At 44.5% G+C, this 15,826-nt stretch carries 13 protein-coding genes; 8 read left to right on the top strand and 5 right to left on the bottom strand.

Features of this window, described 5'->3' with window-relative positions; genetic code table 11:
• Positions 1-37 precede the first annotated feature (37 nt).
• From AAAH86_RS12915 to AAAH86_RS12895, 5 genes are all read left to right on the top strand, one after another.
• Entirely contained in the window at positions 38-364 is a 327-nt protein-coding gene (locus AAAH86_RS12915; protein ID WP_343488062.1) for an MGMT family protein, read from the top strand.
• 192 nt (positions 365-556) lie between these two features.
• The gene (locus AAAH86_RS12910) at positions 557-1,696 is read left to right on the top strand and encodes an Mrp/NBP35 family ATP-binding protein (RefSeq protein WP_343488061.1); all 1,140 of its coding nucleotides are present in this window, start codon (positions 557-559) and stop codon (positions 1,694-1,696) included.
• A gap of 1 nt (position 1,697) precedes the next feature.
• The gene (locus AAAH86_RS12905) at positions 1,698-1,937 is read left to right on the top strand and encodes a NifU family protein (protein ID WP_343488060.1); all 240 of its coding nucleotides are present in this window, start codon (positions 1,698-1,700) and stop codon (positions 1,935-1,937) included.
• Between the two features lie 64 nt (positions 1,938-2,001).
• Positions 2,002-3,063: an NAD(P)/FAD-dependent oxidoreductase gene (locus AAAH86_RS12900; protein ID WP_343488059.1), complete on the top strand. Its 1,062-nt coding sequence runs from the start codon at positions 2,002-2,004 to the stop codon at positions 3,061-3,063.
• A gap of 46 nt (positions 3,064-3,109) precedes the next feature.
• A complete protein-coding gene (locus AAAH86_RS12895) occupies positions 3,110-3,442 on the top strand; it encodes a ferredoxin (protein WP_343488058.1) in 333 nt (110 codons plus the stop codon).
• Between the two features lie 18 nt (positions 3,443-3,460).
• Here AAAH86_RS12895 and AAAH86_RS12890 read toward each other — a convergent pair whose 3' ends face one another.
• The 3 genes from AAAH86_RS12890 to AAAH86_RS12880 form a co-directional block, all read right to left on the bottom strand.
• Positions 3,461-5,248, bottom strand: a complete 1,788-nt coding sequence (locus tag AAAH86_RS12890; protein WP_343488057.1) for a glycoside hydrolase family 9 protein — start codon at positions 5,246-5,248, stop codon at positions 3,461-3,463.
• Positions 5,249-5,297: 49 nt separating this feature from the next.
• Entirely contained in the window at positions 5,298-6,044 is a 747-nt protein-coding gene (locus AAAH86_RS12885; protein ID WP_343488056.1) for a polysaccharide deacetylase family protein, read from the bottom strand.
• Positions 6,045-6,252: 208 nt separating this feature from the next.
• Positions 6,253-7,992: an ABC transporter ATP-binding protein gene (locus tag AAAH86_RS12880; RefSeq protein ID WP_343488055.1), complete on the bottom strand. Its 1,740-nt coding sequence runs from the start codon at positions 7,990-7,992 to the stop codon at positions 6,253-6,255.
• Between the two features lie 130 nt (positions 7,993-8,122).
• Here AAAH86_RS12880 and AAAH86_RS12875 point away from each other — a divergent pair, with 130 nt between their 5' ends.
• Positions 8,123-10,312 carry an acylase gene (locus AAAH86_RS12875; RefSeq protein WP_343488054.1) on the top strand — a complete coding sequence of 730 codons (2,190 nt, stop codon included), beginning with the start codon at positions 8,123-8,125 and terminating at the stop codon, positions 10,310-10,312.
• Between the two features lie 45 nt (positions 10,313-10,357).
• On the opposite strand, the gene AAAH86_RS12870 is transcribed toward AAAH86_RS12875, so the two are convergent.
• Complete coding sequence (locus tag AAAH86_RS12870; protein WP_343488053.1) at positions 10,358-10,996, bottom strand: hypothetical protein; 639 nt, start codon at positions 10,994-10,996, stop codon at positions 10,358-10,360.
• 186 nt (positions 10,997-11,182) lie between these two features.
• Between AAAH86_RS12870 and AAAH86_RS12865 the strand changes: the two genes are divergently transcribed.
• Positions 11,183-12,445 carry an aminotransferase class V-fold PLP-dependent enzyme gene (locus AAAH86_RS12865; protein ID WP_343488052.1) on the top strand — a complete coding sequence of 421 codons (1,263 nt, stop codon included), beginning with the start codon at positions 11,183-11,185 and terminating at the stop codon, positions 12,443-12,445.
• Here AAAH86_RS12865 and AAAH86_RS12860 read toward each other — a convergent pair.
• Positions 12,442-13,338: a metallophosphoesterase gene (locus tag AAAH86_RS12860; RefSeq protein WP_343488051.1), complete on the bottom strand. Its 897-nt coding sequence runs from the start codon at positions 13,336-13,338 to the stop codon at positions 12,442-12,444. The genes AAAH86_RS12865 and AAAH86_RS12860 overlap by 4 nt on opposite strands.
• 115 nt (positions 13,339-13,453) lie before the next feature.
• Between AAAH86_RS12860 and AAAH86_RS12855 the strand changes: the two genes are divergently transcribed.
• Entirely contained in the window at positions 13,454-15,826 is a 2,373-nt protein-coding gene (locus AAAH86_RS12855) for a GAF domain-containing protein (RefSeq protein WP_343488050.1), read from the top strand.

Below are 15,826 nucleotides of genomic sequence, written 5' to 3'. Positions count from 1 at the left end.
TCCCTCCTAAAAAGGGGGGATTAAGGTAGGTGTACAGATGGAAGAACAAAACTTCTTCGACAAGGTTTACGAAGTGGCCAAACAGATTCCCTATGGTCGGGTCACCTCGTATGGGGCCATTGCGAAGTATTTAGGTGCAGCCCGTAGCGCCAGAATGGTGGGTTGGGCCATGAATAACTCATTGGCCAAAGATGTACCTGCGCATCGTGTGGTCAACCGTGTAGGGATTTTGACAGGGAAGCACCATTTTGACGGCACCAATCTCATGCAACAATTACTCGAAAATGAAGGCATCAAAGTGGTCGACAATCAAATCGTGAACTTTCAAGACCATTTTTGGGATCCCGCCAAAGAACTTCAATAGACCTGATAGGTCTCAAAGCCAAGAATAGACTGCTGTAACTTCCTAGATTTTCAAAATTTAGGATAAATCATCAAATAACGACTCCCTATCATACTATCTTCATTTTCAATCCATCTGCTTTATAATCCAAGCCCCAAGCTGTATCTTTGTAATTTAGAATCAGTTTAAACGACTGTGCAGAAAATCCGATAGATGAAGCTAGAGAAGAAAGCAATTTTAAAAGCGTTGGAAACGATTTCCGTACCCGGTGAGGGGCAAAATATGGTTGAGAGCGGGGCAGTGACCAACGTGCAGGTTTTTGGTGATGAGGTTGAAGTTGATGTGACCATCAAAAACCCAAGCTTACAGGCCCGAAAGAAGACCGAGGTCGAGATTTTAAAAGTGATTCATGCTGAAGTATATGAAAAGGCCAAGATAAAAATCAACCTAAAGGTCGATGCACCTGCCAAACCCAAGGTGAACCAAATCAAGGGGAAACCGATTGCCGGTATTCAAAACATCATTGCAGTGGCTTCAGGCAAGGGTGGTGTGGGCAAATCTACCGTCACGGCCAATTTGGCAGTGACCTTGGCCAAAATGGGGTTCAAGGTTGGCCTGTTGGATACCGATATCTACGGCCCTTCAATGCCCATCATGTTCGATGTGGCCCAAGAGCGCCCCTTATCGGTCAATATTGACGGAAAGAACAAAATGAAACCCGTAGAGAATTATGGGGTCAAATTGCTTTCCATCGGCTTTTTTACCCAGCCCAATCAGGCGGTCATTTGGCGAGGCCCCATGGCCAGTAAGGCATTGAACCAAATGATTTTTGATGCCCACTGGGGCGAGCTTGATTTTTTGCTGTTGGATCTGCCCCCAGGTACGGGCGACATTCACCTGAGCATTATGCAATCGCTTCCGGTGACTGGGGCTGTGGTGGTCAGTACACCACAAGAAATTGCATTGGCCGATGCCCGAAAAGGGGTGGCCATGTTTCAACAAGAGGCCATCAATGTGCCCGTGCTGGGCATAGTAGAGAATATGGCCTATTTTACTCCTGCTGAGCTACCAAAGAACAAATACCATATCTTTGGTATGGATGGAGCCAAAAATCTGGCACATGACTTGAATGTACCCTTTTTGGGCGAAATCCCTTTGGTACAGAGCATTCGCGAGGCAGGTGATGTGGGTAGGCCGGCAGCACTGCAGACGGCGACCCCAACAGAAGAAGCTTTTGAGGAATTGACTAGGAATGTTGTCCAAGAGTTGGTGCATAGAAACAGGGCCCTTCCTCCCACGGAAGCAATAAAAATTACCACTATGGCAGGTTGTGCTGCTGTTAAAAAGAAATAAGATGACATCTGAAGAAGTACGAATCAATGTAGAGAAGGCCCTCGATGAAATCCGCCCGTTTTTGCAAAGCGATGGGGGGGATATTTCCCTGGTCTCCATTGATGATGACAAATTCGTAAAAGTGAGGCTTGAGGGCAACTGCATAGGGTGCACCGTCAATCAGATGACCCTTAAAAGTGGGGTCGAGATGACCATTAAAAAATATGTGCCACAGATTGAAGAGGTCGTCAACTTGAGCTAATCTGACCAAAGTCATAAATTCCATCTTTTCAAAAACCTAGTTTTGCCCAATTATTTGTTGATTCATGATTAAAACAGACATTCTGATCATAGGTGCGGGTCCTACGGGACTTTTTGCTGTTTTTGAGGCAGGTCTTTTAAAGTTACGTTGCCATTTAATCGATGCACTACCACAGCCAGGGGGCCAATGTTCTGAAATCTATCCGAAGAAACCGATTTATGATATTCCTGGATTTCCCGAGGTTTTGGCGGGCGAGCTGGTCGACAATTTGATGGAGCAGATCAAACCCTTTCAGCCAGGTTTTACCTTGGGCGAACGCGCGGATACTTTAGAAAGACTGGAGGACGGCACTTTTGTCGTTACCACGAACAAAGGCACAAAACACCATGCCCCTGTGGTTGCCATTGCTGGTGGATTGGGCAGTTTTGAACCTCGAAAGCCACAGTTGGAAAACCTAAAGCAATTTGAGGACAATGGGGTAGCCTACATCATTCGCGATCCTGAAATCTATCGTAACAAAAAGGTCTTGATTGCGGGTGGCGGTGATTCTGCTTTGGATTGGAGCATTTTTTTGGCCAATGTGGCCGATAAGGTTACCTTGGTGCACCGCCGCAACGAGTTTCGCGGGGCGCTGGATTCCGTGGAAAAAGTACAGGAACTGAAGAACCTTGGTAAAATCAACCTAATCACTCCCGCAGAAGTGGTGGCTTTGGAAGGCGAAAAGACCTTGAAAGCTGTTTTGGTGCGTAAGAACAACAATCCGAAAGAAGACATTCGTGTGGAGGTGGACAATTTTATTCCACTATTCGGGCTTTCACCAAAATTGGGCCCGTTGGCTGATTGGGGGCTGGAAATCGAAAAGAACGCCATCAAGGTCGACAATACGTTGGATTACCAGACCAACATTACCGGGGTCTATGCGATTGGCGATGTGAATACCTATCCCGGTAAGTTGAAATTGATCCTTTGTGGTTTCCACGAAGCGACTCTGATGTGCCAGAGCGCTTATCAACGCATCCATCCCGATAAAAAATACGTGATGAAGTATACCACAGTAGGTGGGGTGACTGGTTTTGACGGCAGTAAAAAGGAAGCCCCCAAAGCGGTGGTGAAGGCAATCGATTAGTTAATTAGTAAGGATTGTCCCCTTGAGGGGACTTTAGGGGTGTAAAATGACCGATATCAAAATAAAAATAACCGACCGTGAAGGTGTGACCCACGAAGTGGATGCTCCGACCGATATGAACATGAACTTGATGGAGGTCGTGCGTTCGTATGAACTGGCTCCAGAGGGTACCATCGGTATTTGCGGCGGTATGGCCATGTGTGCCTCTTGTCAATGCTATGTGGAATCCGATCATGAGCTGCCTGAAAAGTCTGATGATGAAGAAGCCATGCTCTCTGAAGCTTTTAATGTAAAAGACAATAGTCGTTTGGGCTGTCAAATTCACATGACCCCAGAACTTGACGGATTAAAAGTAGAGTTGGCCCCGGAGGAAATGTAAATTGCACTTTTACTATCATCATTGCGGGTTTCCCCAATGGGCCATCATCAATATGGCCCCCGCAGTACCATCCATGGTGGGTTCGTTGGTAGAATAGTCACCGATATCATCGTGGTAGGTAACGAAATCGTTCTGGAAGATGGCAAATTCATCAGGTTCGTTGAGTTTCAATCCCTTCAACGAATTATAAATGGTGTTGTAAACAGGGCCATCAACAAGACCTCCGGGCACTTCTTTTTTGGTCATCGCCCACGTACTGGTGTGCACATCCAAAGGATATTCGCCATCTTCGGGCATCTTGGTGAACATTGAGGTGCCCCAAGGATTTCGACCAAAAAGCCAATCGCGCTGCAAGACCATGAACGCTGAATAGGTATCGTCACCGGTCATTTTTTCATATAGGATTCCTTGGGTGATAAGACTGGTCAAGAGGTTGTTAGAGCACCAAATGAACGGAATTCCTATCTGATAGGCATTGGTCTTACTTCTTTTTACGGTTTCTTCGATGCCGCTTTTGTAATAATCGGCGAGCGTTTTTTTGAATTCATCATCAACATGCTCATAGAGTGCAAAATGCCCCAAATTCACAAAGGGATAATATTGATAGTGCGGTACGGAATCATGCTGCATCCAAGAAACGGTATTGGCTTTACGTGCATACGTTTTGGCATCCTCCAAATAATGCTTTTCACCTGTTGTTTTATAGAGTTCAGCTGCTCCCCACTCCATATCGTCGGCCCATGTCTTTTCAGAATAGCGGTAGGGGGCACCATACGAATTGCCCTGCTGAAACCCCTCTTTTTCTTTTCCCAGTTTATAGAGTGATTTGGCTGCTTTTAGGCAGATTTCCGCAAAAAGGCTATCCTTTAATTTGTTTTTCCAGATACGATGTGCAATCGCCATTGCGGCAGCCGAACGCCCTGCCAAATTCGATACGCCCTGGGCCTCACTTTGGTACTTGTTCAGCCCTTGGGGCTTACCCGTGGCAAAGTAGGCCACTCGGTAGCTGTTCGGCCCCCAACCATAGTCAGAGTTGTCTTCATCGGGCATTTTCCAACCGCGATGGTCTCGGTCATCGGCGATTTGATGGATCAATTGGTCAGGTGCAGAATGTAGTTTTAAAATCCAATCCAACCCCCATTTGGCCTCATCGAGCACATCGGGAATGTCATTGGGGAACGGCTGGCCCAGTGCATTTGTTTGGTCTAAAAAACTGTCAGGGTACTGTTCATAGGCCTTGAGCATGTGCGCCGTGGCATAGCTTCCCGTGATGAGGTATTTCAATTGATCCCCCGCATCGTGCCAACCGCCCGTGGCATCGACAAAGGTTGAGTCAGGCATGGGGCCGTAAAAAGAACGGCCGTCCCGCTGGTGGCATACCATATCAAAGAATGGATTGTAACCACAGCGCTGCTGCCGCATGAACTCCAACAATTTTTCGCTTTTGTGCAAGTAGGCATCCATAGAAATCGCAAAGGGCCGTGACTTGGTCTTTGTCCTCTTCCCCTGTAAAAAATAGTATCCCTCTCGGGAAATTCCCGTAAAATCAAGTGTATAATAGTACTGAAAGGTTCCCCAACTTTTTTGTTTTGAACGTTTGGGAGTGATGGTCATGACAGGTTGTTGCCCATCCGCAGAAATCAGAAGAAAATCTTCATTGACCCTTTGACTCGAAAAGACCAAGGCGATTTTTGATTCTTCAGGAAGATACCCCAATTGGTTTATGCGTATGTGTATATTTTCAGAAATCGCACTGCCAAAAACAGATTGCCCAAACAACACTATCAATACAAGAAAACGGTACATTGAAACGGCAATTTTAAGATGTGATCTATTAGGAAATATACTGCTAAAACTAACGGTTTGCAAGAAGCTCTGTCAAAGTGACGAATTCATATCCCCTAGCGGAAATTTCAGTGATGAGTTCAGGCAAACGGTGATAAAATTTGTCTGTTCTATTGGGATCGGTGCCGAAATGGATGAGCAATAGAAACCCATTGAGACCAGTGGGATTTTTCTCCTCAAAATCAATAATACTATCATAAATTTCTTCACTGTTTCGATAGTTTGGCATATCAGGAGTGGTGTAATCAGCGTGTGAAAGTGTACCGTGGGTCATATTGATGAGTTGAAGCCCTTTTTTTTGCGTCCATTCACTAATGGTTTGGTTGTACCATTCGTAAGGTGGCAGAAAGAAAGGAGCCTGCTCTTTTGTGATGCCAAAACGTGCCATCTCGTTGTAGTTGTTCTCCAAATCGTTTACGAACTGGGTTTTGCTGACCAAAAGACTGTCCCTGTTGTTCCAGTCGCAATACAATAAATGCCTATCAGAGTGTGCTCCGAGGTAGTGACCGTCTTTGACCAAGCTTTTGATGATTTCTTCAAAATTCGGATTCCGATAAAAGTTTCCTGTAAAAAAGAAGGCGCCCTTAATGCCGTGCTCTTTCAATGTTTTTGCAATATGGCCACCCCCATCTGCAAATTGGTCGCCCGTAAACACCAACGAAAGTTTTTTGACTGTGCTGTCGCCACGAACCAATGCGCCCAAGTGATAGGTGAAATTGTCAATTTTCTGTGCATTGGCAAAAAAGGAAGCAAGCATAAGGGACAGACAAAATATCGGTCGAACGCGCATTTTGATTACTTTTATTATTGATGGAAAGGTAACGATTTGCCATTAAGACAAGGGGCGGTACGTGATATTGTCAGTGCTATGCACATTTGATCATGCTCTCTGAAGCTTTTAATGTAAAAGACAATAGCCGTTTGGGCTTCCAAATTCAATAGAATGGTTTAGAAGTAGAATTGGCTTAAATCCTCGCCTGATACGTAAATAGATTATAATACCTTCCCTCAGAAGCAATGAGTTCCTCATGGGTGCCTTGCTCGGTAATATGCCCATTTTCAATGACCAAAATTTGATTGGCCTTTCTAATGGTACTCAAACGGTGGGCAATGACAAAGGTGGTCCTTCCCTTGGTGAGTTCTGCTAAACTTTTCTGGATGAGGGCCTCACTTTCCGTGTCCAAATTTGATGTGGCTTCATCCAAAATCAAAATTCTGGGGTCTGCCAAAATAGCACGGGCAATGGCAATGCGTTGTCGCTGACCCCCTGATAGCTTTACGCCACGCTCACCAATCAACGTATTTAGTCCATCCCCAAATCGGTCGGTAAATTCGTCGACGTACGCTGCTTTTACAGCGGCATCCAATTCCTTTTCAGAGGCATTGGGCCGTGGAAAAAGAATGTTCTCTCGTATGGTGCCTTCAAATAAAAAATCATCTTGAAGCACGACGCCAAGAAATTGTCTAAAACTGGTCAAATCCACTTGCGATAAATCGTTTCCATCAATTGTGATTGTTCCTGAGTCCGGATTCAAAAAACTGGCGGCCAAACCCGCTATGGTACTCTTGCCCGAACCAGAGCTTCCCACAAGGGCAATAACATCCCCAGCCTTTGCTTCAAAGCTAATGTTGTGCAATACCTCTTTATCCTCCTCATACGCGAAGGAAACGTTGTCAAAAACCACGTGACCTTGAATGCTGGACAGTGAAATCGTTCGGTTTTTTTCACTCGCCTCTGCCGTTTCTTTCATCAGCTCTTCGGTGCGGTCAAGCCCGGCCAGGGCTTCCGTAAGTTGACTCCCGATATTGCTCATTTGAACAATGGGGGCGACCATAAGCGCCAACAAAAAGGTAAACTCAAAATATTCTCCAGTGGTCAATTCTCCCTGAATCATTTGATAACCACCGTAACCCATCATGATTCCTGTGGTGGCCAGACCCAAAAGAAAAGTGGAAGAGCTGGTCATTACCGCTGTTGCCGTCAAGCTCTTCTTGACGTTTTGGTAGAGGCGGTCAACCCCACCTTCAAAGACTTCAGCTTCCTGCGACTCCGCATTAAAACCTTTGATGACCCGAATTCCTGATAGCGTTTCGGTCAATCTTCCCTTGACCTCGGCATTGATTTTTCCACGCTCCCGAAATACGGGTCGTATAATCTTAAAAGCCTTTAGGGCAATCACTGCAAAGATGATTAAGGGAATAAAGGTCAATAGGGTCATGGTGGGGCTTATCCTCAAAAGCAAGACCAATGAAACGATGGCGGTGATGCTTCCCCCTACCAATTGTACCAAACCAGTGCCAATCAAGTTACGGACCCCTTCCACATCACTCATGATTCTTGAGACCAAGGCTCCAGATTTGGTATTGTCAAAAAAACGGATGGGCAGTGATAGCACTTGCTTCTGCACCTGAGCCCGCAGCTCAGATATCATGTACTGGGCCTGAATGCTCAGTACTTTGGTCAATAAAAAGGACATGACCGCTTGTACCAAAAAAGAAAGGATGACAACGATGACCAGTGATTTAAGAAAATCAAAGTCTTTATTGGGCACCACATCATCTAAAAAATAGCGCAAAGAAACAGGAGCCACAAAGCTGGCGGCCTTATTGACGACAATGAGCAACAAACCCAAAAAAACGAGATTTCTTCTGGGCCAGATAATGGTTTTGAACGCCTTGAGAACACTTACTTTTTTATCTGCCATTGATTTTTGAAAAGGGAGTTGCAAGGTAGTTTAAAAAATTGCTGGAACAGGAATCAATTGTACCGGCTGTAGATTTTTCAGATGGGGCAGGAGTATTTATCTTTAGACAGTTGTAAAGAATGTTCCACTTATGAAGAAATTGCTCTTTTTTGCTATCATCTTATGTATCGCCTGTAAAACTTCTGAAGCAAATCCTGAAGTTGAAAAATGGAAGGCCCAGGCCGAGAATGTGACCATTATCCGTGATGATTTTGGGGTGCCGCACATCTATGGAAAGACAGATGCCGATGCCGTTTTTGGATTGTTGTACGCCCAATGCGAAGACGATTTTAATCGGGTGGAACAGAACTACATCTGGGCCACGGGCCGATTGGCAGAGGTAGAAGGGGAGGAGGCTCTGTACAGCGACCTTCGTGCCAAACTGTTTATGACTGAAGAGGAAGCCAAGACAAACTATGAAAAAAGCCCTAAGTGGCTCAAAAAGTTATGTGACGCTTTTGCGGATGGCATCAATTATTACCTGCATACCCATCCTGAAGTAAAACCCAAATTATTGACCCGATTTGAACCGTGGATGCCCATGTACTTTAGTGAGGGCAGCATCGGTGGCGATATCGAACGTATTTCAACCCGAAAAATCAAAACGTTCTATGAATCGGGAATGGAAATCCCCGAAATGGAACTGCAAAAAATGGAAAAAGAAAAAGAAATGGCCGAGCCTCGGGGTTCCAACGGTATTGCCATTGCTGGGGAGTTGACCCAATCGGGCAATGCAATGCTGTTGATCAATCCACATACCTCGTTTTATTTTCGGGGTGAGGTGCATGTGGTTTCCGAGGAAGATTTAAATGCCTACGGTGCGGTTACCTGGGGACAGTTTTTTGTGTATCAGGGATTCAACGAAAAAACAGGATGGATGCACACCAGCACCTACACCGATGTCATGGATGAGTTTAAGGAAACAATTGTAAGGAACGGCGATAGTCTATTCTACGTGTATGGTGAGGAATTGCGACCTGTCAAACAATCGCAGGTCACTTTAAAATACAAGACTGATGAGGGCTTGAAAGAGAAGACCTTCCCCATGTACCATACTCATCATGGTCCCATCACCCATGCTATTGATGGCCAGTGGACGGCCTCGGCCATGATGTGGGAGCCTGTGAAGGCGTTAGAGCAATCGTACATCCGCACCAAGCAAGATGAGTATAAAGGCTTTCGAGAGATGATGGACATTCGAACCAATTCCTCCAACAACACCGTCTATGCCGATGCTGAGGGTAACATCGCTTATTTTCATGGGAATTTCATTCCGAAACGGGACACCATCTTTGATTATACTCAACCCGTCGATGGCAGTAATCCGAAGACCGATTGGAAAGGGTTGCATACAGTTGATGAAAACATCCTCGTGAAAAACCCACCCAATGGATGGATACAGAACTGCAACTCCACCCCCTACACCGCAGCCGCGGATTATAGTCCGAAACGAGAAGATTATCCCAAATATATGTCGCGAGACCAAGAGAATTTTCGAGGGGTACATGCTATTGAGTTGCTAAAAGGTAAGGATGGTTTCACATTGGATAGCCTTATTAGTTTGGCCCATGACCCTCATCTGCCCGCATTTGAAGCCCTGATTCCAGGGTTGATAAAAGCCTATAACCGCTATGATGATAAAAACCCGAAACTTGCAAAACCCATTGCAATTCTCGAAAACTGGGATTTTAAGACTTCAAAAGAATCGGTGGCGATGACCTTGGCCCATTTTTATGGAACCCGCTATTATCAAGAAGGTAAGTATCCCGAAGGACTGAACCCCATGGAGCGTATTGAATATTGGGGAAGCGAGCCCGGAGAACAATTGAAAATATTTGAAAAGACCATTGACCAATTGGTCGCTGATTTCGGCACTTGGGAAGTTCCGTGGGGCGAAGTGAACCGCTACCAACGCTTGAACGGGGATATTCGCCAACCGTTCGATGATGACAAACCGAGTATTCCCATTGGGTTTGCCAGTGGCAGGTGGGGAGCATTGGCGGCTTATGGGGCACGTTACGATAACGACACTAAAAAGATTTACGGCACCCGTGGCAACAGTTTTGTAGCAGCCGTAGAGTTTGGCGATAAAGTCAAAGCAAAGACGATTCTAGCTGGTGGACAAAGTGGTGACCCCAATTCATCCCATTTTGATGACCAAATTCAAATGTACGCCGATGTCAATTGGAAAGATGCGGCATATTACAAAGAGGATGTAGAGCAAAGGGCAGAGGAAGAGTACCATCCAGGGCAACGAAAAAAGATGGTATCAAGAAACTAAAACCTAAAGTCTAGAATTTTATTTGGAATTTGGAATTTGTTTTGACTATTCCTCTTCTTTGACCACGATGAGACTGGCCGTAGAACCTGTAGAAAGGTTCCAACGGTTGTTGTGAATGACCTCACCCTTATCATCGGTGACGACCACTTGAGCGGTGTTGGGGCCTGAAGAACCTTGGTTGAGTGCCACAAAGTCCAATCGGTTAAAACCTTTGACCAAATCAATATTGATGCCTTTAAAACTTCCAGAAAGCAATACGTTGAATTCAACGACTTCGCCGTTCAATAAAATCTTGACTCGATCCCCATCCACATATTCATGATCACGACAGACGACTCCGATGAATTTTGCATTTGTTTTAAAATCACCCAAGTATTGGTCGCCAAAATGTTTATTCGAACCTTTTTTTTCTTTTTCGATGACTTTGGGGTCTATCACCAAATCATGTCCAGCTTGAAGCAACTCCCTGTCAGGCAACATTTTGATGTCAGGTGATTTATCCTTAGAAGTGAGATTGTCATCAATGACCGAGGGCATTCGCAATGAGGTACCCTGATTGCTGGTCTTGATATCGAGATTGTTCTTCTCACCGATTTTCAATGGTTTTGTGGTAGGAATATCGCCCTGGGCCACCATCACCACGGTTGCCAACAAAAAAATTGTTATTGTGAAAAAACCTTTCATTGTTCAATTGAGTCGTACCAATCAAATAAAGTTAACAAATACCCTGCCATAGAAACGGTAAAGGGCTGTTAAATATGCCATTAATTCGTTGAAACGCCATTGTCTCAGCAATTTAATGCCGATGGGTTTTAATTTTTGTAAATTGAAACTATTGGTGATATAGCTATTTCTGTAAAGAAAAATTCTATGGAAAAACGGCAATTTTTAAAATATTTTGGCCAGGCTGCGATGGCCATCCCTTTCATGCCACAACAGCTGGCGGCTCAGCCAGAAGTATGTCCACTGCCGTATCCAAAGGATAATGACAAGGAGTTTTGGGCCAGAATTAGAAAAGATTATGTGCTTAAACCAGATTATATCAATCTAGAGAACGGGTATTATAATTTTGTGCCCACGCCCATTTTGAACAAGTACATGGAACATGTGCGGAAGGTTAATTACGAGGCTTCGTATTACATGCGCACCGAACAATGGGACAATAAGAATGCGGTTGCCGCACGCTTGGCGAAATTAGTGAACTGTTCTGAAAAAGAACTCATCGTAACACGAAATACTACAGAATCTTTGGATATGGTTATCGGTGGATTCCCTTGGAAAAAAGGGGATGAGGCCATTTTTGCCCTGCAGGACTACGGCGCCATGCGCATCCATTTTCACCAACAGCAAAAACGATACGGAATGGTCTGTAAGGAAGTTTCCCTGCCCAATCATCCAAAATCTGATGAGGAAATCGTGGAATTGTACGAATCCCAAATTACACCCAAGACCAAATTGCTCATGATCTGCCACATGGTCAATATTACCGGGCAGATTCTTCCCATTCGAAAAATCTGTGATATGGCGCATGCCCATGGGGTAGAGGTCATGGTCGATGGGGCCCATGCCGTGGGGCATATCAAAGTGGACATTGCCGAGTTGGATTGTGACTATTACGGGTCAAGTTTGCACAAATGGCTCAGTGTTCCCTTGGGGGCGGGAATTCTTTATGTACGGGAAAAGCATATTCCGAAAATTTGGCCTTTGTTCGCTGAGCACGAAGACGATAAGACCAAAATTCGACGATTGAACCACACGGGTACCCATCCTGTGCATACCGACTTGACCATCAACGATGCCATTGACTATTTAGAAATGATTGGGTCGGAACGAAAGGAAAAACGATTGCGATTTATCCAGCGGTATTGGAGCGAACAATTACGGGATGTGAAAAATGTGGTTATCAACACCCCAGCAGAACCCCATCGAAGTTGTGGTATCGCCAATGTGGGCATTCGAGGGATGAAATCGAAAGATATGGCCATAACCCTCATGGATGAATTCAAGGTATGGACCGTGGCCATAGACTATGCCAACGTTCAAGGATGCCGAATTACACCAAACGTTTATACCACAACCGAAGAATTGAACCATTTTGTAAATGCAATAAAAATGTTGGCAAGCAGGGTTTAGGTTTTCATGTAGTCAGCCAGTCTTTCAGGCCCTTCCAGCAGTACCCGTACCACTTGCAGCGTACCATCAATTTTGGTTTCGATATGCCATTTGATGAGTGAAATCTGGCCATTTTCGATCTCAATACCGGTAATGCTCCGCGGGTGTACACAGCTACCATCATTGAAAAAGGGAATCTGCCCCGGTTCGGGAAACCGCGGCCGATGTGTGTGCCCCGCAATGGTGATTTTGAGATTGTTCTTTAAAATCCACCGTTTGATTCGCTTTTCAATCCTGATGAGTTCTTTGTAGTTTTTTGCAGGGCTGGTCGGGTCGGCAATGCCCCATACTTGAAGGGGTTTCCATAATATCCTCACCAAAAAACGCCCTATCCGCCAGCAGACATAGTTCCACCAATCGGCTTGATGGCCATGGGTACAGAAAATTTCTTGTCCTGTTTCAGTGTGCTTAAGCGCCAACCCTTCATGATAGACCAGCCCTTCAAAGAGTTCTTTATCCTGTCCATCAATAGGTTCAAAGTAGTGCGAGAGGTGCTTGTCCACATATTTTTGGTCTTGATAGACCATATCATGGTTGCCCCAGACCATGTGCAGCCTTCCTTCCAAATGAAACTGCCGTAGCAATTTGAAAACATTCTTGTGGGCCTCAAAAATGGATTCAAAATAAAGGTTCTCCCACAGTTCGTCACCATCGCCCAGCTCACAATACTGAAAACCGTTCAAATAATAGTGGTTCAGGGCATGAAAATAGATGTTGCGGTTGTTGGCGAAATCATCGGCAAAGCTGTTGTCGCCCCGATGGCAGTCACTGAAAAAAATAAACTTTGAGGTGTCATCAAAACCTATATTTTTTGCCTTTTCGTAGGCCCTTTGCAATCTACTGCTTGATGACATCACTTAAATTTCCTTAAATATCCAAAAAAAGTCCAAAAAGGCATAAACAATACGTTAACAATGGTGTATGGCCGCTTTTTGTAACTTTACAGGCTAAACCTCGACCAATACTGGTATGAAAAAGAACTACGCAGACGAAGGTCCCTTGATTCAATTGGTCAGTTTCAACAAACTGCTCAACCAATACGATGCATGGCTTGAGAGTGATGATGAACAGTACCGCCAACGGGCCAAATATGTTCTGGATGCCCAAGCACCTTACCCTGAACTGCGTGAGGGATTTGACGACCTGAGTATTCTTGAGAAACGAAAGGATGTCATCCAGACCATTCTTGCCGATACTTTTTCTTCAGTATTGACCCATAATGAGATCAAGGCAGCATCAATACCCTTTGCCAATGTAGTTTTTAATTCATCGGCGCGCTTTCAAAAGATTTTAAAGGAGGCAGGTAAAGATTTTGAGCTCCAAATTCGGAACTTGCCCGAAGACCTGCACTATATCATGCAGTGCACTGTTGTTTTGTCTTTCTATTATGGATTCAAAATGGACTTCAAGAGACCTTTGTTCTATGACATCCCCGATGCGAATGGGGTGATGCGGCACTACCGTATTTTGTACAATGCCGACTTTATGGAAATCCTTCCGACAGAGAAATCAAAAGAGCTGACACAAGAGAATTTGAACGAGCTTTTGGAGAATTTTGACAATCTGGAATTATGGAAAGAAAAAATTCCGCCAAATAGCTTTATTACCAAAGGATTTGTGATTTCCAACATGTTCGATGTTACCGCTGAACACTCCATTTCAGAAATAAAATCCACGCTGATTGGGGGCAACAAACGCAACAGTGATAGTTTCATGGAAAGCTTTCAAGAAACCTTCAGGTCGCTGTTCAGTTTGAACAACATCAATGTGGGCTTCACAGGCTATGATACCCGCACCAATACCTTTCTCAAAATTTATGGAAAAGGCATTGACAGTTACATTTTGAACGGAGAGGAAACCGAGTCATGTGACAGCATGCTGTGTGACTATTCGTATGGCAAACTGATAACTACAAGCGATTATGTTGCCATAAGCAACGTAGAAAAGTACTTTGAGAAGTCAAAGGGCGGGCAACCCTATAAAAATCTGCACGAACAGGGCATCAAAAGTGCCATTCTTGCGCCCATTGCAGATGATGGCAATTTGTTGGGGGTTCTTGAGCTTGTCTCAGACAAGGTCAACGAACTGAACAGTATCAATGCCAACAAATTGGTTGATGTGATGCCATTCATCGTATCGGCGGTACTGCGTTCGATAGAAGAAGAGCAGAATCTTATTGATGCCATCATACAACATGAATGTACAACGGTACACCCTTCGGTGTATTGGAAATTTCAAGAAGAGGCAAAACGCTTTATGACCGAAGAGATTGATGGCAACCAACCTGTTTTCAGGGAAATTGTCTTTAAAGACATTCATCCGTTGTACGGGCAAATAGACATCAAAGATTCTTCACGTGAACGCAATATGGCCATTCAACGTGACCTGATGATACAGCTTTCTGAGGTCAAGAGCATTATCAAAAGGGCCTTTGAAAAAACCAAACTACCGGTGTATGAAGAATTGATGTTCAGAATTGACAACCATCTTGATGAGGTCAAAGAAACATTGTATACCAACACTGAACAGGCCGTCTTCAATTTTGTGATGGATGAGGTAAATCCCGTGTTGAAACATCTCAAGAAAGAAGATGAGGAACTCGAGAAGTTGATTGTGGCCTACGAGAGCCAGATTGACATGGGCACCGAATCATACTATGACCACAGGCGCAATTATGATGAGAGTGTCATGGAGACCAATATGAAAATGGCTGCATTGATAGACAAAAAGCAACAGCAGGCCCAAGAGATGTTTCCACATTATTTTGAGCGCTACAAAACCGATGGGGTAGAGCACAACCTCTACATTGGCCAGTCTATCGTTAATGATAGGGAATACAATTCATTGTACCTCAATAACTTGAGATTGTGGCAATTACAGGTGATGTGCGAGATGGAGAACGAGTACTATTCCCTAAAATCAAAATTGCCTGTACAGTTGGATGTCACTTCGCTGATTTTGGTCTACAGCACTTCGCTTTCCATCCGATTCAGGATGGATGAGAAACGATTTGATGTTGATGGTACTTATAATGCCCGCTATGAAGTAATCAAAAAGCGCATTGACAAATCGTACATCAAGGGTACCAATGAACGCTTGACCCAAAAAGGGAAGCTTTCTATTGTCTATTCACAAAAAAGTGACGAACGTGAATACCTGCGGTATGTCAAATTCTTGAAATCAAAGGGCTATTTCACGAACAACATCGAAATCGTAGATTTAGAAGGTCTTCAAGGCGTAACTGGACTCAAAGCGATCAGGGCCGAGATTTTGTACAAAAAAGATGCAAAATCTGAAAAGACCTACACTTATGATGATCTGATGCAGGAACTTCAATCATAG

The organism is Allomuricauda sp. d1, assembly GCF_039592695.1.
Lineage (GTDB): Bacteria > Bacteroidota > Bacteroidia > Flavobacteriales > Flavobacteriaceae > Flagellimonas_A.
Note: the sequence above shows the minus strand (reverse complement) of the source record. Positions and strands in the feature narration are given on the sequence as shown.